This is a genomic window from Paenibacillus sp. FSL R5-0519 (assembly GCF_037974275.1).
In the GTDB taxonomy this organism is placed as follows: Bacteria; Bacillota; Bacilli; order Paenibacillales; family Paenibacillaceae; genus Paenibacillus.
Genome location: NZ_CP150234.1, coordinates 4,127,158 through 4,145,995, shown reverse-complemented (window position 1 = coordinate 4,145,995; position 18,838 = coordinate 4,127,158). Strand labels below are relative to the sequence as shown.

Here is an 18,838-nt window from a genome sequence, read left to right as displayed (position 1 = left end):
TCGGAGGCCGTACATTCATTGAAAATTAAAGATATAGCTGTCCTTGCGGGTATCATTGGCATTGTGTTGATGATGATTCTCCCGATCCCGCCCTGGCTGTTGGACTTGCTACTCGTCGTCAATATTTCAATTGCACTGATGATACTCCTTGTTGCCATGAACAGCAAAGAAGCATTGCAGTTTTCTATTTTTCCGGCTTTGCTGCTGATCACTACACTATTCCGACTGGCACTGAACATTTCCACAACCAAGTTGATCCTTGGTAATGGTGATGCAGGAGCTGTAGTTGCTACCTTTGGTAGCTGGATTGCTGGAGGGCAAATTGCAATTGGATTTATCGTGTTTTTGATCCTCGTTGTCGTTCAGTTTATCGTTATTACCAAGGGTTCTGAGCGCGTGGCTGAAGTTGCTGCTCGATTCACTCTCGATGCGATGCCTGGTAAACAAATGAGTATTGATGCGGATCTGAATGCAGGTCTGATCAACGAGCAACAAGCTCGTGAGCGTCGTTCCAAGATTGAACGTGAAGCCGATTTCTATGGAGCGATGGATGGAGCAAGTAAATTTGTAAAAGGTGACGCAATTGCAAGTATTATCATCCTCCTGATCAATCTTATCGGTGGATTTATTATCGGTATGACTGTACATGGGATGGCTTTCGCAGATGCAATGTCAACGTACTCTGTATTGACTATTGGAGATGGATTGGTAAGCCAAATCCCTGCTCTGCTTATTTCCACAGCAGCAGGACTTATTGTCACCAGAGCGTCATCAGAAGGAAACTTGGCAGATGATATTACGGGGCAACTGTTTACATATCCAATACTTATTTATATCGTAGCTTTCGTTATTGCCATGCTCGGTTTCTTTACGCCAATTCATGTTATTACTACGCTTCCGTTGGCAGGTGTGTTGGCATATGCCGCGTGGCGCATGCAGAATAATTTGAACTTGAAACAGGAAGCGGAAGAACAGTTGGAAGAAGAACAGCAGATTGAAGAGGTCAGAAGTCCTGAAAGTGTAATTAACCTGCTTCAGGTGGACCCTATTGAGTTTGAATTTGGTTATGGTTTAATCCCGCTTGCTGATAATCAGCAGGGTGGGGACTTGTTGGATCGGATCATTATGATTCGGAGGCAGTGTGCTCTTGAACTGGGGTTGGTTGTTCCGGTTATACGGATTCGAGATAATATCCAGCTCAGACCCAATGAGTATGTGATCAAAATCAAGGGTAATGTGGTAGGTGGCGGAGAGCTGTTGTTGAATCACTACCTTGCCATGAGTCCAGGTTATGATGAGGAGTCAGTGACAGGTATTGAAACGACAGAGCCTGCTTTTGGACTTCCGGCACTATGGATTGATGAAGTAACCAAAGACAGAGCGGAACTTGCAGGATATACGGTCGTAGACCCGCCTTCCGTTGTCGCTACACATCTGACGGAATTGATCAAAAAGCATGCACATGAGTTACTTGGAAGACAAGAAACGAAAGCCCTTGTGGATAATCTCAGAGAGAACTATTCTGCCCTGGTGGATGAACTGATTCCTTCACTGCTTTCTATTGGTGATGTGCAGAAAGTACTTGCCAAGTTATTGCGTGAGAAAATATCCATTCGTGATATGGTTACCATCTTCGAGACACTAGCTGACTATGGTACATATACGAAGGACCCTGATGTGTTAACTGAGTACGTCAGACAATCCCTCTCACGTCAGATTACTCAGCAATTCTCACAGAAAGGTGAGACACTTCGGGTGATCACCGTTGGACCTGGTCTCGAGAAGAAAATTGCTGAAAGTGTGCAACAATCGGATCAAGGTAGCTATCTTGCGCTAGATCCTGTTTCTACACAAAGTGTGTATCAGAAGCTGAGTGAACAAGTGAACCGTTTGATTCAATCAGGTCAACAACCTGTTGTATTAACTTCTCCAACCATTCGGATGTATCTGCGTCAGGTTATTGAACGTACTATGCAGGACATTCCTGTGCTTTCCTACAGCGAATTGGAGCCGAATGTTGAAATTCAAAGTATCGGGGTGGTGAACTTATGAGAGTAAAACAATACGTTGTTGAGACCATGCCCGAAGCTATGCTTCAAATTCGCAAAGACCTGGGAAGTGATGCCGTCATTCTGTCCACCAAAGAGATTAAGGTGGGCGGGGTGATGGGAATGTTTCGCAAAAAACGGATCGAAGTTGTAGCTGCAGTGGATAAGGAAGAAAACAAGCAAACGACAAAGCCCGTACAAAATCAATTCACACCTGTACCTCGTGCATTTGTACCTGAGGCTTATCGGCAAACAGCACGTTCGTTTGTTGCGGCTTCTGATGAGTCAGCGACAACGAATACAGCTGATCAAAGTGTACAGGAACAATCTGCGGCCGCGTCGTCTGTGTTTGAATCGCGTAATATCAGTTCAGACATAGACAGCGGTTCAGGTTCTTCGAGCACGGATCATAAACCGCGACCGCAAGGGGCGGATTTTTCGGGTTCAACAACTGCGACGAAGCCAACAGGATCAGACCTGCAGCAGGATAAGTTGATGACTGAATTGCAGGATCTTAAACAGATGGTGACCAGGCTTTCTAAGCAAGGTACTTCCGCCGACCCTCTGACAGAGGAACTGCAACCGATCCGAGAACGTCTGACAGAACAAGATGTTTGGCCAGAAGTATGGGAAGCCTGGTTCGATTCAATTCAAGCAAGATTGTCTGAGGATGAATTGAAGAAACAGGATGTAGAACAAGCGGTAAAGCTTGAGGTCATGCACTTTTTGGAGCAGCGTATTGAAGAAGGCATCCTTCCTACCACTCGAATCGTCTATGTTGCTGGACCAACAGGTGTAGGAAAAACAACGACAATCGCAAAATTGGCTGCTGAGCAAATGTTCAAAAAACATCGTAAAGTTGGATTCATTACATCAGATACGTATCGGATCTCGGCGGTAGAACAGCTTAGAACATATGCATCTATACTGAATGTTCCACTTGAGGTGGTGCAATCGCCCGGGGATACACAACGTGCCATTTCTCGACTAGAGAATTGTGACTTGATTTTTATGGATACAGCAGGTAGAAACTACAGAAATGAATTGCTTGTTTCGGAACTGCAAAGTTTGCTTGCTCCGGTAGAGAATAGCGAAACCTTTCTGGTCATGAGTATGACTTCCAAAAGCGCTGATATGGTTCAGATTACGGAACATTTCAGTAAATATGGCCTGGATAAGGTGATTTTCACCAAAATGGATGAGACTGGGAGTTGCGGTCCGCTATTTAATTTGTTACACCGTTTTCCACTCAAGCTCGCATATGTGGCTAATGGACAAAATGTTCCGGACGATTTGTTGAAGCCGAATGCAGATTCGTTGTCTAAACAGTTGCTGGGAGAAGGGTCACAATGAAGGATCAGGCAGCAGCACTTCGAAGTATGATCTCCACGCGATTGGAATTGGAAGGCATTCAGCGAGATACTCGATCCTCGAAAATCATTACTGTGGCGAGTGGTAAGGGAGGTGTTGGGAAATCCAATTTCACACTGAACTTTGCCTTGGTACTGCAGGCTTTGGGGAAAAAGGTACTTGTGTTTGATGCCGATATTGGAATGGCTAATATTGATGTTCTTATGGGTACGTCTTCTTCCTATAATCTTTATCACCTGTTATACCGACAAAAATCTATAAGGGAGATCATACAACTGGGTGCCAGCGGCTTGCCTTACATTGCTGGTGGATCAGGCATGAAAGAGTTATTCTCATTGTCTGATCGTGATCTGGAGTTCTTCGCCAGTCAAGTGGAGGATATTGCCCAGGAAATGGATTATGTCATCTTCGACACTGGGGCAGGACTCTCCAGGGAGAATATGAAGTTCATCGGTGCTGCCGATGAATGCCTGATTATAACCACACCTGAACCGACTTCAATAACCGATGCTTATGCTTTAGTCAAAGTTATGCACGGCCAGGAAAATGCTACGCCCTTTCGGATGATCGTTAATCGGGTGGAGGACGAACGAGAAGCGGAACGGGTGGCAGATAAAATAGCTGGAGTGGCAAGGCGGTTTTTGCAGACGGATATTCCGCTGCTTGGGTATATTTCGGAAGACGCCCAGGTAGTCAAGGCGGTTAAAAGGCAAATGCCCTATAGTCTGGCTTATCCCAATGCCAAAGCCTCCAAAGATATAGAGAAACTTGCTCTTCGTTATCTGGCTGTACCTGCAACTCCGGGATCCGGAACCTTGACAGGAATCAGGGGATTTATGAATAAGTGGCTTAAACGGACAACATGATTTCTGAAAAAAGGAAACAGGGGTGACACAACATGGCGGTCTATCAAGTATTGGTTGTCGATGATTCCGCTTTTATGCGTAAGATTGTTACGGATTTGATCCAAGCGGATCCGGAATTCAAGGTCACGGCAACGGCATCAAACGGTAGAGAAGCGATTCAAAAATCATTGGAATTGAAACCCGATATTATTACAATGGACGTTGAGATGCCCGAAATGAATGGGTTGGATGCATTAAAATCAATTATGAAGGAATCCTTCGTTCCTGTGATTATGCTCTCAGGTATCAATGAACAAGGCATGAAAGAAACCATTATGGCGCTTGAAGCCGGAGCATTCGACTTCATTCGGAAACCATCTATTTCACATGACCAGGATATTGCTCAAGTCGGTAAGGCCTTGGTTGAGCGCATGCGTGCTGCGATGAATGAGATCAAGCGAAAAGCTGATCGTGAGTTATCGTTGAAAAATAGAGAGATTTCGCGAGCAACAGTTGTCCCTTCAGCTCAGCAGGTAGACAAAGAAATGCCAGGCAAAGATCGAGTAGAGCCTGCGAAAAAAATAATTGAACCTGCGAAGACGAGTCAACGCTCTCTTCAAGAGCGGACTGACGTCTTTCAGGCCAAATCCAAGAAACCTATTGAGCCATTATCACCTTCGAAACCAGGCCGCTCGGAGAAAAAAACGGAACCTTTGCCGAAAGCAGAGCGGACTTTGGAGACGAATGTAGAGAGAGTAGTGAAGTCAGCTAATCCAGTGCAGACTCCGAAGGAAGTTCGGCTACCTAATGCAGCTAGACTGGCAGCTGATCAAATAGCAGCAGCCTCTGCAAAAACCAAGGATGTAATCAAGCCAAATCCTGTCCCTAAAGGTGCAGGGGGACCGGAAGGAACATTCAACAAGCTTGTGGCAATAGGTTGTTCCACGGGGGGACCGAGGGCTCTCAAGACATTGCTCGAGCAGTTGCCTGCTGATTTGCCTGCACCGGTCATTATTGTGCAGCATATGCCGCCCAATTTCACACGTTCTTTGGCTCAACGATTGAATACATTCAGTCCACTGCATGTGGTTGAAGCTGAAGAAGGCATGGTCCTGAAAAAAGGTACCGCCTATATAGCACCCGGCGGATTCCATGTGAAAGTTAACAAAACAGCAGACGGGAAGTTTATCGTGAAGTTGACTGAAGATCAACCAGTGAATGGACATAGACCTTCAGTGGATACGATGTTTGAGTCACTTCTGCCGTTTACATCTTTACAAAGGCATCTTGTTTTGCTGACAGGAATGGGAAGTGATGGAGCACGTATGATGAAGAAATTATACGAAGCTGGAGTTACATCAACCTTTGCCGAGAATGAAGAAACATGTGTTGTATATGGTATGCCGCGTTCTGCTGTAGAGCTGCAATGCGTTCGTCATCTTTTGCCACTGCAGGAGATTGCGTCTAAACTTGTTCAAGCAGTGAAATAACGGAGTGTAACTCACGGAGGAGGTGCCTCACAATGGACATGAACCAATATTTATCCATGTTTATTGATGAGTCTAATGATCATCTGCAATCGCTTAACGAAAACATGCTTCAACTTGAAGGCAATCCAGAAGATCTGGGTATAGTTCAGGTTATATTCCGCTCTGCTCATACCTTAAAGGGTATGGCAGCAACCATGGGCTTTGAAGATTTGGCATCACTGACACATAAAATGGAAAATGTGTTGGATCTGGTTCGTAATGAGAAGTTAAAAATGCAGGATTACATTTTTGACACCATGTTTAAGAGTCTCGACGCTTTGGAAACGATGGTTCAGGATATTACCGAAGGTGGACAAGGTAAAGCTGATGTTTCGTCAATCGTTGCTTCGCTTCAGGCCATTGAAAACGGTGAAATGACAAATGGAGATGCATCTGCTACGGAAACAAAAAAGCCAGCTGACGCTTCAATTGCTTCGGCTGTGGAGCTGGATGAATTCCAATATTCGGTGCTGGATCAGTCGATTGCCGAAGGTCATCGTGTGTTCTATGTGGATGTACTCGTTAGCGAGCATAGCCAGTTAAAAGGTGTACGGGCTTACATGGTCTTTGATATGCTGGAACGTTCAGGTGAAGTCGTAAAGGCTTACCCTTCCGTTCAGGATATTGAGCAAGAGAAGTTTGAGCGCAGTTTCTCGTTGTATTACATAACAACTAAAGAGGCGCACGAACTGGAAGAAGGCATCATGAGTATCTCTGAAATTGAAAGTGCAAAGCTGATTCAACTGGATCAGGAGACTCTTCAGCAGATGGCTAATCAGGTAGCAGCTACAGTTGAAGCGCCACCCGCACCAACAGCTGTAGCTGAAGTTGCTTCGCCGGATAACAATTCTGCACCTGCAGAAGAATCCAAAACGGCACCAGCCAAAACTGCTGCGCCGAAGCAAGCTGCTGCACCTTCACGTACCATTCGTGTGGATATTGAACGTCTCGACGTATTGATGAACCTGTTCAGTGAATTGTTGATTGACCGTTCACGTCTGGAGCAATTGGCCAGTGAGACAGGTAACAATGATTTATCCGATACAGTTGCACATTTAAGTCGAGTTAGCACAGATTTGCAAAATATTGTACTGAAATTGCGGATGGTACCGGTAGATACCGTATTTAACCGATTCCCGCGTATGATCCGTGATCTGGCCAAGACACTTGACAAAAAAATCGATTTGGTTATTACGGGTGCTGAGACCGAATTGGACCGTACGGTAATTGATGAGATTGGTGATCCGCTTGTGCATTTACTGCGTAACGCGGTTGACCATGGTGTGGAATCCATTGCAGAGCGTGTAGCTGCAGGTAAACCAGAGATGGGTACAGTAAACCTGCGTGCTTTCCACAGTGGAAATCACGTGTTTATTGAAATCGAAGATGATGGTAAAGGTATCTATCGCGACAAGCTTTTGAAAACCGCGATCAAACGTGGTGTTGTAACTGAAGAACAAGGTGCCAAGATGAGTGATGATGAAGTGAATCAACTGTTGTTCGCACCTGGTTTCAGTACTGCGGATATTATCTCGGATATCTCTGGCCGGGGCGTTGGCTTGGATGTAGTAAAATCGAAGATCACTTCGCTTGGTGGTAATGTAACGATTCATTCAACTCCAGGCAAAGGTACTAACTTCTCTGTTCAGCTTCCGTTGACTCTATCCATTATCGCGGCAATGCTGGTACGACTTGGTTCTGAGAAATACGCTGTTCCGTTATCCTCCATTGTAGAGACGGCCATTGTACAACGGGAACAAGTTCGTAATATTCACGGCAATAAAATGATTACGTTCCGTGAGTCGCTGATTCCGTACTTGTCCTTGAGCGAAGTTTTCTCCGTACCCGACTTCAATGACGCTGATGAGCAGGAAACAGAAATTGTCGTGATTCGCAAAGGTGACCGTCTTGCAGCCGTAGCTGTTGAAGAATTCATTGGACAAAGTGAGATTGTTCTCAAATCAATGGGAACCTATCTTCCTGCTATTGAAGGAATCTCTGGAGCAACCATTCTCGGAGATGGACAAGTAGCCCTGATTCTTGATCCTAATGCATTTATTAAATAAGCATAGAGCGAAGTCTTACATTTAATAGGGAGGTTTTTTACATGGAAGAAGAGTTGAAAGTCATCGTCTTTAAATTGGGTTCCGAAGAGTATGGTATTGAGGTAGATAAAGTTCAGACGATTGAGCGCATGATGCCAATTACCCGTGTTCCCAAGACACTTTCCTTTGTAAAAGGAGTAATCAATCTACGCGGCGTTGTTATTCCGGTCATTGATCTGCGCGGTCGTTTCTCCCTTCCGGAATCAGAATACACGGATCAGACTCGTATTGTTATCGTAGGTGTTGACGACATGCAAGTTGGCTTCATCGTAGATTCTGCTAATGATGTTATTGATATCAAGAGCAGTGCGATCGATAGTCCACCAGAAGTGGTTGGCGGCGTTAAAGCGAGATACCTGCGAGGTGTTGCTAAATTGGAAGATTCACGCCTGTTGATTATGCTTAACTTGAACGAAGTATTAAATAAAAGCGAGATTGTACAGCTGGAAAGTGTTGAGGGCTAGTACCGTGGAGATGTTCAACCGATTTGAGGTATTCCAGATGGATGTGCTCAAAGAGGTCGGTAACATTGGAGCAGGCAACGCCGCAACGGCGTTGTCTCAACTCCTCAACAGACCGATTGACATGGGTGTACCTAAAGTACAAATGCTCCCTTTTGAAGAAGTTGCCGAAAAAGTGGGCGGAGATGAACGCATCGTTGTTACCGTTTTTCTTCGTGTGGAAGGGGAAGCACCGGGAAATCTTTTCTTTATGATGACACCAGAGGCTGCTAAAATGTTGTTGAATAGACTCGCCGGGTTTGATTTGAAAGAAGGACTTGCTTTTACAGATATGGAGCAATCAGCGCTTTCCGAGATTGGAAATATATTGGCTGGATCCTATCTTTCTTCTTTGGCAGATTTCACGAAATTGTCCATGTATCCAACCGTTCCTGGACTTGCCATCGACATGGCGGGTGCCATTCTAAGCTATGGTTTGTTGCAGTTTGGCGAGATGGGTGACGCTGCATTGCTGATTGACACATCTTTCTTTGAAGGTGAAGATCAGGTTGAGGGTCAGTTTTTCCTCATTCCGGACCCACCATCCTTTGCAAAGATATTTGAATCGCTAGGGGTGCCACTGAGCCATGATTGAGGACAAAAGCGTCGTTAAAGTCGGTATGGCGGATCTAAACATCGCTCATCTTCCCGGTGTAATCCGCACGACTGGCTTGGGTTCGTGTGTGGGATTAACAATGTATGACCCACATTTGAAGCTGGCTGGAATGGCGCATGTCATGCTTCCTACTTCAGAGATCGCACGCGAAGGGAAACTGAACACTGCGAAATATGCGGATACGGCGTTGCCTGAGCTTTTGGAAAAGATGATAAAACTAGGCGCTTCTCACTCACGTATTGTGTCTAAAATGGCCGGAGGCTCTCAGATGTTTGCCTTTGCCGGGGCTGGAGATACCATGCGCATTGGACCACGTAATGCAGATTCTTGTCGAGAGTGGCTTCAAAAACTCAATATCCCTCTTCTTGCAGAAGATACCGGTGGAAATTATGGACGAACAATTGAAATGGATTGTGAAACTGGACTTTTGACTATTCGAAGTGTACAAATGGGTGTAAAGGAATTATAAGACTATGATAGGAAACTACCGCATTAATCTTGGAGCAGGCATCGTTGGGTTTATTATTACTTTTTTTGTAGCATACAGCAGCAATGTGTTGATGACCAGTTTAATTCGCGGATTGATCGGATTCGTAGCCTGGTTTATCCTTGCATACGGTTTACGCTGGGGATTGGGATTGCTGCTGAACCCTCAGGTCGAGGGGAATGGATATGGTTATGATTCACCAAATGCTCAAGATCAAAGAGGTTCACAGGTGGACATTAAAATCGAAGACGATGGACAAGAGCTGAATGATTTGCTCAAGAGTGGACAGAACGCTTCATCTGGGGACGATCTTCCGCCATCTGAGACGAAAGCTCCAACGGGATTCGCTCCTTTGGATCCGCCTAAACTTGTCCGGACCAAGGATCCGGAGGAATTGGCGCAGGCCGTTCGTCACCTGACAGACAAATAAGGAGGGTGAAAGCAATTGAACGAGCGTAAAGCTTCACATTTGAACCATTCTGATCTGTGGGAAAAGTGGAAAGAACATGGAGATCTTGAAGCCAAGAAAGCTTTGATTGAAAAGTATCTTCACATTGTAAATTATGTATCCGGTCGACTGGCTGTTGGTTTGCCCAAAAATGTTCCCAAGGATGACTTGGAGAGTAACGGCGTTATGGGGTTAATCGATGCTTTGGAGAAATTCGACTATGAACGTGGTTTGCAATTTGAAACGTATGCATCATGGAGAGTCCGCGGAGCCATTCTTGACGGTCTGCGTCAAGGTGATTGGGTTCCGCGTTCTGTTCGAGAGAAGGCCAAGCGTATTGAAGACGCCTACCAACAGCTGGAACAAAGCTATCTGAGGTCCGTTAGTGATGAGGAAATGAGTCAGTATCTGGACGTGTCTACCAAAGATTTTCAACATATGCTGCAGGAAGTGGCAGTCATGTCACTTTGCTCGCTGGAGGACCCCATTCGTGAAGAAGAGTCTGAGACTCGTCTGTCTTTGATGGTGGATGAAAAAGCTAAAAATCCGGATTATAAAGTGAATGAATTTTATTTGAAGGAAGCTTTGGTGCAAGGGCTTGACAAATTGACGGTAAAAGAGAGAACGGTTGTATCACTCTTGTATTACGAAGATCTTTCTCTTAGTGAAATTGCGGAAGTCATGTCTCTTTCTCCGTCTCGTATATCTCAGTTACATTCCAAGGCAATATTACGACTACGCGGCACATTGGACAAACAGAAAGATTTGTTGATGCGTAAAGATTAATAGAGATAAGTAATATAATTGGAGTTTGGGGAGTGGAAAGTCAAAAAGGGGGAAGAACTGCAGTGACACAGCGGACTGCTTTGGAACAATGTTTAAACATTGTTTTATCGGACGACAAATGCATAGCCTACCTTGAATTTTCCAAAGAGGAAGAGGGCTTTGCCTGCACGATCGATGAACTCGAACAATTCGTGGCGAACAAGGGCATCAAACAAGGTGTATTGCGGGAGGCATTACTACTTTTTGTGAGTAACCCTGAAACCTATTTAAAAGATAAATATAAGATTGCCGAAGGGATCGCTCCTATCCAGGGAACAGATGGATTCATCAAAATTCTGGTTGGGATGGACGATACAAACGAACGACGACCGCTTGAATCGGAAGATGGAACCGTCGATTACAAAGAAGTGACCCGGTTAAACAATGTCCGTAGTGGTCAGATCATTGCAGAGCGAATCGCTCCTTGCGAGGGCATACCAGGCAGGGCAGTAACGGGTGAGGAGATTCCTTATCGTCCGGGAAAAGAAGCTCGGTTTAAAGTTGGAAAAAACGTTGTGATTAACCCGGATGGTTCTGCAATGTATGCTGCACTGGATGGGCTGGTTACCAAAACGGACGGTAACAAACTGAATGTGTTCCCGGTCTATGAAGTCAATGGTGACGTTGACTACAATAACGGTAATATCGACTTTGTAGGCACGGTTGTCATACGCGGCAATGTACTTACCGGATTTAAAGTAAAAGCAGCAGGTGACATTCGTGTCGTCGGAGGTGTCGAAGGAGCGGAACTGGAAGCAGGCGGCTCAATCGAGATTACCGGTGGTATTATTGGGTATAACAAAGGACTTGTACAAGCAGGCCATAATGTTAAATGTACGTTTATTCAAGAAGGCAACGTGGATGCTGGTGAAGATGTTCTGGTTTCCCAGAGCATAATGCATTCCAATATTCGTGCTGGCCATGGTGTCATCTGTGCAGGAACTAAAGGTCTAATCGTTGGTGGTTCAATTCAGGCAGGTCAGAATGTATCAGCTCGTGTTGTAGGTAACAGTATGTCGACGGTCACTTCCATTGAAGTGGGTGTTCTGCCAAGGCTGCGTAACGAACTGAATGATCTGCGCAAGGAAGCCAGAGAACAGATGGACTCCTTGGACAAAACGAAGAAGGCTCTGACTTTGCTAGACCAGTTAGCTGCCGCTGGACAATTAAGTCCGGATAAGATGTCGATGCGAATCAAGCTGAATGCTACGCAGAAATCTGCTCTTCGGATTAGCGAAGAAACGAAAATGCGTATCTTTGAAATTGAAAAGGCACTTGAAGATACAAGTAAGGCTCGTGTTGATATTCTGAAGATGATTTATGGAGGCTCTAAAATAGTTATCGGCAGATACACGAAATTTATTAAAGATCCAGTGAGTCGAATTTCATTTTATTATCATGATGGCGATATTACGATGGTTCCATACGTTTAAGTACAGCATTCAGGCACAGGAAGAAATCCATTCGAAACCGTGAGGTGAGCGTATGAGTTTCAAAGCAGTGGAGTTGCAGATTGCGGTACCACGAACAAGCGAAGCGGGACGTTATCAAAGTGAAGCCCAACAGCGACCGATTACGGATCAGAATCTTCTGGCAGAGCAAACGACGAAGGAAGCCAATGAAGCAAGGCAACGAAGTGAAGCAATGGACGAAACTTCACAGACTTCGGTGCGTGATGGTCATACCAATGATGGGAATCAGCAGAGTGGTTCCGATGGACAGCATTCTGCTGAGGCTCAAGAAACTGTCAAACCTGCAGAACACCCGTACAAAGGAAAACATATAGATCTGTCTTTATAATTAATGGTTGTTATAGACAATGCAGTCTTGCGCACCGATGGTTGAATCAGAAGGAGAGAACCCAATTTGTCACCATGGATCATTATTGTCATATTAGGGGCCTGCGCCATCGCCTACGCTTATATTATGCCTCGGAAAAACAAGGCGCAAGAGCCTGGGCATCAACTGGTGCAGGAGATGGAATCTACGCTTGAACACTACATGACCGAGATTGAAAATGATAATGATGCCCTTATTCAACGTGTGGCTGAAATGAAGGGTGAAGCGACAGCAGCCGATCAACGTATGCAATTGCAACTTCAGGAATTACAGCAACGGTTGGATCAGCTGGAACAGAGCAAAAAGAACGAACTTGTCGCATCGCCTGTTCTACACTCAGGTCATGTACCCGTACAAGCTTCCGAAGGTTTGCAAGCACAAGCGCTCGTGAAAAGTGTACAAGCAGAGGCGGCCCAGCAGGCGTTAGATTCAGACCCACAGAACGGCAATGTCGAAACTTTGCCTGGGCGTGAATCAATTAAAGATCGATATGCAGAACTCTTTAATTTACATGCTGAGGGCAAGTCGATGGATGCCATATCCAAGCAGACAGGTATTCAGCGTGGTGAGGTACAGTTAATACTGCAATTGGCAGAACGGGAGGAAGGCTAAGTCATGGACAAGCGATCCTTATGGATTGGTCTGGGGAGCGGCATGATTATAGGGGCAGTTTTGCTTCAACTGGCTACAGTTGGACAAAATGCATTAGCAGATAGTAATCTGGCCCCCGAGCAGACTGCCAATATGACCAAAGAACAGCTTGAAACAGCGGCAAAAAGCCTGGATATGAAGTTGGTCGGTTCTGAAGAGGAGCTATACACAGAAGCAGAGTGGGTGGCGAAGAAAAAGCAGGAGAGCAGTGAGTTGCAGGGGAATACAGCAACACCGCCTGAGACAGTAACCTCTACGGATACACCTACAGAGCCTGAGAAGCCACAAGAGCCTGCGGCAAATGAAGTTGAAGGACAGAAAGAGATAACCGAGCCGAAGACAACAGAACCTGTAACGCCGAGCAATCCGAAAGGCTCAACAGTATCATTTAAGGTACGTTCAGGCAATAGTCTGGCGATCGTTGCAGCAAATCTAAAAAACGCGGGAATCGTAGATGATGCTCAAGCGTTTATAAAAGCTGGCAAAGCTGAGCGAATCAACACCAAAATTCAAGTGGGTACTTATGCGCTTGAAAAAGGCGAAAGTTTTAAATCCATTATCGCAAAAATTACGAAAGAACCGTCAAACTGAGCATGCTCGGACAGGACGGTTTTTGCTTATTAAACGATGCAATTTCAAAACTGAACAATAATTTAGTGTTGAGTTACATATCAAGGGTTAAAATGATTCGATACTAGCAAAAAGTAAAAATAGAATTAGCTTCAAATACTGTTGCATCAGACCTCCAGTTGTGCTATATTAAATAACGGTGTTAAAACACACGCATGTGCTAATTTTGTTGAGGGTGCTTTCCTTATGGAGAGTCTTGGCGAAAAATGATGCCGGCGGAGGACACAATAAAACCATATTAGGAGGTGTGTGAAGATGGCAGTAATCTCCATGAAGCAGCTTCTCGAAGCTGGGGTACACTTCGGTCACCAAACTCGTCGTTGGAACCCAAAAATGGATCGTTATATCTTCACTGAAAGAAACGGAATTTATATCATCGACTTGCAAAAGACGGTGAAAAAAGTCGAAGAGGCTTACAACTTCGTTAAAGGAATCGCAGGAGAGAATGGTACAATTCTTTTCGTGGGTACTAAGAAACAAGCTCAAGATTCTGTTAAAGAAGAAGCTGAACGCGCTGGTCAATTTTACATCAACCAACGTTGGTTGGGCGGTACCCTGACTAACTTCTCAACTATTCAAAAACGTATTGATCGTTTGAAACAGTTGGAAGCTTGGGAAGAAGATGGTACATTCGCTGTATTGCCTAAAAAAGAAGTTATCTTGCTTCGCAAAGAAAAAGATCGTCTGGAGAAATTCTTGGGCGGTATTAAAAATATGAAAGGCCTGCCAAGCGCCCTGTTCATCATCGATCCACGCAAAGAGCGTATCGCTGTTGCGGAAGCTCGCAAATTGGGTATCCCAATTGTAGGTATCGTTGATACTAACTGCGATCCGGATGAGATCGATTATGTTATCCCAGGTAATGACGACGCGATTCGCGCTGTTAAATTGCTGACAGGTAAAATGGCTGATGCTGTAATCGAAGCTAACCAAGGCGAAGAAACTTCCGCTTAATAGATTCGAACATATGTTATAAACTAAATGAAAAGGGTGGTTGGCAGGTGGATAACCTCTCACTGCCCTTTTTTTAGAGTGTACGTACAATACTTAATTTTGGAGGGGATTTATAATGGCAGTTAATGCGAGTGCAGTAAAAGAACTTCGCGAAAGAACGGGCGCAGGTATGCTCGATTGTAAAAAAGCACTGGAAGAAGCAAACGGTGATGTAACGAAAGCAGCTGAATTGTTGCGTGAGAAAGGTCTTTCCGCAGCAGCGAGCAAAGCTGGCCGTGCAGCAACAGAAGGTGTTGTTGAATCTTACATCCACGCTGGTGGACGTATTGGTGTATTGGTTGAAGTTAACTGTGAAACAGACTTCGTTGGTAAAACGGATCAATTTAAGGATTTCGTTAAAGATGTAGCTATGCAAATTGCTGCAGCTAATCCTAAATTCGTTACACGTGAAGAAGTTCCTGCAGATGAGCTGGAAAAAGAAAAAGAAATTCTGAAAGCTCAAGCTCTTAACGAAGGCAAACCAGAGAAAATCATTGAAAAAATGGTTGAAGGTCGTATTGGTAAATACTACGAAGAGTACTGCCTGATGGAACAAACATTCGTTAAAGATCCAGACAAAACGATCTCCCAATTGCTGAACGAAAAAATCAGCCAAATTGGTGAAAATATCTCCATCCGTCGTTTCGTTCGTTACGAACTGGGTGAAGGTCTTGAGAAAAAAGTAGACAACTTCGTTGAAGAAGTAATGTCCCAAGTAAACAAATAAGACGGTTTCTTTAACCGGCGAGCAGGATTGATTTTCGAAGATATAAGAATGATGATAAAACTTCGAAGCGTAAACTCCCTTATATCTCAGGAAAACAGTGCCTTACCGGTTAAACGTTTTTCCTAAAAGAGCGGAACACAACTGTGTTCCTTTCTTTTTAAGCAGGAGGCCATGCGCGAGAAGTTTTGTTGGTTGAACACCAAGCGTGTTCAATTCAAAGTGGAGGGTGAATAATTGGAACAGCCAGTATTTAAACGTGTTGTCTTAAAGGTCAGCGGAGAGTCTCTTTCCGGTCAAAACGGCTACGGTATTGATGCAGATACGATCTCGTCGATTGCCCAACAGGTAAAAGAGGTTGTTGCACTTGGTGTACAGGTTGCTATTGTATGTGGCGGGGGAAACATCTGGCGCGGAATTGCAGGTAGCGAAAATGGCATCGATCGTGCAACTGCCGATTATATGGGAATGCTGGCGACAGTAATGAACTCGTTGGCACTGCAGGATGCTTTGGAACAGATTGAAGTACCTACGCGTGTACAAACATCTATTGCAATGCAACAAATTGCAGAACCTTATATTCGTCGTAGAGCCATTCGCCATCTGGAGAAAGGCCGGGTCGTTATTTTTGCAGCAGGTACAGGTAACCCGTTCTTTTCCACGGATACAACAGCAGCACTGCGCGCAGCGGAGATTGAAGCAGAAGTTATCTTGATGGCCAAAAATAAAGTTGATGGTGTATACTCAGCAGATCCGTTTAAAGATAGTACAGCTGTGAAGTTTGATCAGTTGACTTACATGGATATTCTTAACAAAGACCTTGGTGTAATGGATTCAACGGCATCCTCGCTTTGTAAGGACAACAACATCCCGTTGATTGTATTTGCCATTACGGAACAAGGTAACATCAAACGTGTTGTTCTGGGCGAACGTATCGGAACAATCGTTAAAGGGAGTGTAGATTAATGCCACAAGCGGTTAAACAACATGCCGAAGAGCGTATGGAAAAAGCAATTCAAGCATTGCGTCGTGACCTGGCTACTTTGCGTGCAGGCCGCGCAACTCCAGCTCTTCTGGACCGAATTCAGGTAGAGTATTATGGAGCGATGACACCACTGAATCAACTCGCTAATATCAGTACTCCGGATTCTCGTACACTGATGATTCAGCCTTGGGACAAATCTTCCATGGGTGAAATCGAGCGTGCCATCATGAAATCCGATCTGGGTCTTACTCCAGCCAACGATGGTAACATGATCCGTTTGTCTATTCCGGCATTGACGGAAGAACGTAGAGCGGAACTTGTGAAGCTGACGAAGAAGTTCGGTGAAGAAGGTAAAGTAGCGATTCGTAACATTCGCCGTGATGCGAATGATGATATCAAGAAAATGGAAAAGTCCGATATTTCCGAGGATGAATCACGGAGACATCAGGAAGATATCCAAAAATCGACCGACAAGTTTATTGCTGAAGTCGATAAGGTACTCGCTGCCAAAGAAAAAGAAATCATGGAAGTGTAAGACAAGCGCAGCCCCTCCAATACGGTGGGGTTTTGTCTCTTTTTCCAAGCTTCAGATGAAGAAACTTCAGGGATTTTGGAGGAACAGGAATGATCAAACGGGTTCGGTCGTGGTGGAATGGGGCTGACAAGCAGGAAACGCTGACTATATCCGAGGACAATATCCCGCAGCACGTCGCCATCATCATGGACGGCAATGGACGATGGGCCAAACGTTTGGGACTCCCGCGTATAGCTGGGCACCAAAATGGCATGAAGGCGGTCAAACGTGCGACCATCGCGGCGGATGAACTGGGCATCAAATATCTGACGATGTACGCTTTTTCGACAGAAAACTGGACGCGTCCAAAAGAAGAAGTGGATTTTCTGATGCGACTTCCGCAAGAATTTCTGGCCATAGAGCTGGATGAACTTATAGAAAAAAATGTGCGCATTCGCATGATGGGCCAAGAGGAACATTTACCTTCTCATACCATCAATGCCTTGCGGGAAGCCATTCGTCTTACGGAACATAATACAGGTCTCGTTTTGAACTTTGCAATGAACTATGGAAGTCGTCGTGAAATGACGGACTGTGTTAAACAGATTGCTCTGCAAGTAAAATCGGGGGAACTATCTGCAGAGGACATAACACCCGAACTCATTGACAGGCATATGCTGACGGGTGATATGCCTGATCCGGATCTGCTGATCCGGACGAGCGGAGAGCTTAGATTAAGCAACTTTATGCTTTGGCAGCTTGCATATAGTGAATTATGGTTTACGGATATATACTGGCCCGAATTTGGCAAAAAGCATTTGCTTGAAGCAGTAGCCGAATATCAGCGCAGAACAAGGCGTTACGGCGGTTTGAAATAGATGGAGGATGAAGCCGTTGAAACAGCGATTAACGACAGGAATCATAGCAGGTGTGTTGTTTTTAGGTTTTTGCATGCTGGGCGGACCCTGGTACCATGGTTTGGTATTGCTTATGGCTCTCATCGGTTATTATGAATTTGTTAAAATGACCGGGGTGAAGCCTTTTTCAGGTGTGGCCCTGATTGGATATGCTGGTGTTTTTGCCATTGTGTTTCCTTGGGAAATGCTTTGGGAGGCCAGACCGCTATCCTTATTTCAGGTCATCTGGATTGTAATGCTTGTACTGATGACCGCTTCGGTTGTTACCAAAAATAAGGTGCCCGTAAATATAGTGGCCATGCTTTTCCTTGGCGTGTTGTATATAGGAATCGGTTTCTATTACATTGCAGAATCCAGACATCTGCATCATGGGTTGTTCTGGACGTTTCTGTTGCTGGGCTCCATATGGGCCAGTGATGCAGGAGCTTACTTTGTAGGGAAACTCATTGGTAGAAACAAGCTGTGGCCTTCCATCAGTCCAAACAAAACCGTGGAGGGTGCATTGGGTGGCATCGTAATTGCAATTGTTACGTCTATTATTTTTGCATTAGTGTCAGATGGTTTGCTTTCCTGGCAGAGAGCAATTGTGATTGGGATTGCCTGTGCAGTTGTAGGTCAGATGGGTGACTTGATCCAGTCTGCTTACAAACGTGTATATAATATCAAGGATTCAGGTAATCTTCTCCCAGGGCATGGAGGCATTCTTGATCGGTGCGACAGCTGGATTGTTGTTTTTCCATTCGTACATATACTAATGCTACTGCCCTATTAAAGAAGAACATAAGTCTGAGATAACAGCATTGTTCGCCGT

General features: G+C 44.9%; 20 protein-coding genes. All 20 read left to right on the top strand.

What is annotated here, in order from left to right:
• The first annotated feature begins 18 nt into the window (after window positions 1-18).
• On the top strand, window positions 19-2,052 hold the full coding sequence (flhA, locus tag MKY73_RS18575) for a flagellar biosynthesis protein FlhA (RefSeq protein WP_339302982.1): 2,034 nt from the start codon (window positions 19-21) through the stop codon (window positions 2,050-2,052).
• Window positions 2,049-3,401: a flagellar biosynthesis protein FlhF gene (flhF, locus tag MKY73_RS18570; protein WP_339302981.1), complete on the top strand. Its 1,353-nt coding sequence runs from the start codon at window positions 2,049-2,051 to the stop codon at window positions 3,399-3,401. The genes flhA and flhF overlap by 4 nt, the downstream gene beginning before the upstream one ends.
• Window positions 3,398-4,285 (top strand): MinD/ParA family protein, encoded by an 888-nt coding sequence (locus MKY73_RS18565; RefSeq protein WP_339302980.1) that lies wholly within the window; start codon window positions 3,398-3,400, stop codon window positions 4,283-4,285. Before flhF ends, MKY73_RS18565 begins: the two co-directional genes overlap by 4 nt.
• 32 nt (window positions 4,286-4,317) lie before the next feature.
• Window positions 4,318-5,754 carry a chemotaxis response regulator protein-glutamate methylesterase gene (locus tag MKY73_RS18560; protein ID WP_339302979.1) on the top strand — a complete coding sequence of 479 codons (1,437 nt, stop codon included), beginning with the start codon at window positions 4,318-4,320 and terminating at the stop codon, window positions 5,752-5,754.
• Between the two features lie 32 nt (window positions 5,755-5,786).
• Entirely contained in the window at window positions 5,787-7,859 is a 2,073-nt protein-coding gene (locus MKY73_RS18555; protein ID WP_339302978.1) for a chemotaxis protein CheA, read from the top strand.
• A gap of 41 nt (window positions 7,860-7,900) precedes the next feature.
• Window positions 7,901-8,362: a chemotaxis protein CheW gene (locus MKY73_RS18550; RefSeq protein WP_145318865.1), complete on the top strand. Its 462-nt coding sequence runs from the start codon at window positions 7,901-7,903 to the stop codon at window positions 8,360-8,362.
• Window positions 8,363-8,372: 10 nt separating this feature from the next.
• Complete coding sequence (locus MKY73_RS18545; protein WP_338594906.1) at window positions 8,373-8,993, top strand: chemotaxis protein CheC; 621 nt, start codon at window positions 8,373-8,375, stop codon at window positions 8,991-8,993.
• Window positions 8,986-9,483, top strand: a complete 498-nt coding sequence (locus MKY73_RS18540) for a chemotaxis protein CheD (RefSeq protein WP_017689162.1) — start codon at window positions 8,986-8,988, stop codon at window positions 9,481-9,483. Before MKY73_RS18545 ends, MKY73_RS18540 begins: the two co-directional genes overlap by 8 nt.
• Before the next feature lie 4 nt (window positions 9,484-9,487).
• Complete coding sequence (locus MKY73_RS18535) at window positions 9,488-9,931, top strand: hypothetical protein (protein ID WP_339302977.1); 444 nt, start codon at window positions 9,488-9,490, stop codon at window positions 9,929-9,931.
• A 15-nt stretch (window positions 9,932-9,946) separates the two neighbouring features.
• Window positions 9,947-10,735: a FliA/WhiG family RNA polymerase sigma factor gene (locus MKY73_RS18530; RefSeq protein WP_339241613.1), complete on the top strand. Its 789-nt coding sequence runs from the start codon at window positions 9,947-9,949 to the stop codon at window positions 10,733-10,735.
• A gap of 62 nt (window positions 10,736-10,797) precedes the next feature.
• Complete coding sequence (locus tag MKY73_RS18525) at window positions 10,798-12,207, top strand: FapA family protein (RefSeq protein ID WP_339241614.1); 1,410 nt, start codon at window positions 10,798-10,800, stop codon at window positions 12,205-12,207.
• A 52-nt stretch (window positions 12,208-12,259) separates the two neighbouring features.
• Window positions 12,260-12,574, top strand: a complete 315-nt coding sequence (locus MKY73_RS18520; RefSeq protein ID WP_339302976.1) for a hypothetical protein — start codon at window positions 12,260-12,262, stop codon at window positions 12,572-12,574.
• Window positions 12,575-12,640: 66 nt separating this feature from the next.
• Entirely contained in the window at window positions 12,641-13,225 is a 585-nt protein-coding gene (locus MKY73_RS18515) for a hypothetical protein (protein WP_339302975.1), read from the top strand.
• Between the two features lie 3 nt (window positions 13,226-13,228).
• Complete coding sequence (locus tag MKY73_RS18510) at window positions 13,229-13,855, top strand: hypothetical protein (RefSeq protein WP_339302974.1); 627 nt, start codon at window positions 13,229-13,231, stop codon at window positions 13,853-13,855.
• 294 nt (window positions 13,856-14,149) lie between these two features.
• Window positions 14,150-14,848, top strand: a complete 699-nt coding sequence (gene rpsB, locus MKY73_RS18505) for a 30S ribosomal protein S2 (protein WP_024630243.1) — start codon at window positions 14,150-14,152, stop codon at window positions 14,846-14,848.
• Window positions 14,849-14,963: 115 nt separating this feature from the next.
• A complete protein-coding gene (tsf, locus tag MKY73_RS18500; RefSeq protein ID WP_124114084.1) occupies window positions 14,964-15,614 on the top strand; it encodes a translation elongation factor Ts in 651 nt (216 codons plus the stop codon).
• Window positions 15,615-15,848: 234 nt separating this feature from the next.
• Window positions 15,849-16,577: a UMP kinase gene (gene pyrH / locus MKY73_RS18495; protein WP_017689153.1), complete on the top strand. Its 729-nt coding sequence runs from the start codon at window positions 15,849-15,851 to the stop codon at window positions 16,575-16,577.
• On the top strand, window positions 16,577-17,131 hold the full coding sequence (frr, locus tag MKY73_RS18490) for a ribosome recycling factor (protein ID WP_253433837.1): 555 nt from the start codon (window positions 16,577-16,579) through the stop codon (window positions 17,129-17,131). The genes pyrH and frr overlap by 1 nt, the downstream gene beginning before the upstream one ends.
• Window positions 17,132-17,220: 89 nt before the next feature.
• The gene (locus MKY73_RS18485) at window positions 17,221-17,988 is read left to right on the top strand and encodes an isoprenyl transferase (RefSeq protein ID WP_024630247.1); all 768 of its coding nucleotides are present in this window, start codon (window positions 17,221-17,223) and stop codon (window positions 17,986-17,988) included.
• 16 nt (window positions 17,989-18,004) lie between these two features.
• Entirely contained in the window at window positions 18,005-18,799 is a 795-nt protein-coding gene (locus MKY73_RS18480) for a phosphatidate cytidylyltransferase (RefSeq protein ID WP_339302973.1), read from the top strand.
• Window positions 18,800-18,838 lie beyond the last annotated feature (39 nt).

Bases quoted from the DNA above. Each gene is read 5' to 3' on its own strand.
- flhF (WP_339302981.1), top strand. From the start codon at position 2,049: ATGAGAGTAAAACAATACGTTGTTGAGACCATGCCCGAAGCTATGCTT.
- MKY73_RS18565 (WP_339302980.1), top strand. From the start codon at position 3,398: ATGAAGGATCAGGCAGCAGCACTTCGAAGTATGATCTCCACGCGATTG.
- MKY73_RS18560 (WP_339302979.1), top strand. From the start codon at position 4,318: ATGGCGGTCTATCAAGTATTGGTTGTCGATGATTCCGCTTTTATGCGT.
- MKY73_RS18555 (WP_339302978.1), top strand. From the start codon at position 5,787: ATGGACATGAACCAATATTTATCCATGTTTATTGATGAGTCTAATGAT.
- MKY73_RS18550 (WP_145318865.1), top strand. From the start codon at position 7,901: ATGGAAGAAGAGTTGAAAGTCATCGTCTTTAAATTGGGTTCCGAAGAG.
- MKY73_RS18545 (WP_338594906.1), top strand. From the start codon at position 8,373: ATGTTCAACCGATTTGAGGTATTCCAGATGGATGTGCTCAAAGAGGTC.
- MKY73_RS18540 (WP_017689162.1), top strand. From the start codon at position 8,986: ATGATTGAGGACAAAAGCGTCGTTAAAGTCGGTATGGCGGATCTAAAC.
- MKY73_RS18535 (WP_339302977.1), top strand. From the start codon at position 9,488: ATGATAGGAAACTACCGCATTAATCTTGGAGCAGGCATCGTTGGGTTT.
- MKY73_RS18520 (WP_339302976.1), top strand. From the start codon at position 12,260: ATGAGTTTCAAAGCAGTGGAGTTGCAGATTGCGGTACCACGAACAAGC.
- MKY73_RS18510 (WP_339302974.1), top strand. From the start codon at position 13,229: ATGGACAAGCGATCCTTATGGATTGGTCTGGGGAGCGGCATGATTATA.
- rpsB (WP_024630243.1), top strand. From the start codon at position 14,150: ATGGCAGTAATCTCCATGAAGCAGCTTCTCGAAGCTGGGGTACACTTC.
- tsf (WP_124114084.1), top strand. From the start codon at position 14,964: ATGGCAGTTAATGCGAGTGCAGTAAAAGAACTTCGCGAAAGAACGGGC.
- frr (WP_253433837.1), top strand. From the start codon at position 16,577: ATGCCACAAGCGGTTAAACAACATGCCGAAGAGCGTATGGAAAAAGCA.
- MKY73_RS18485 (WP_024630247.1), top strand. From the start codon at position 17,221: ATGATCAAACGGGTTCGGTCGTGGTGGAATGGGGCTGACAAGCAGGAA.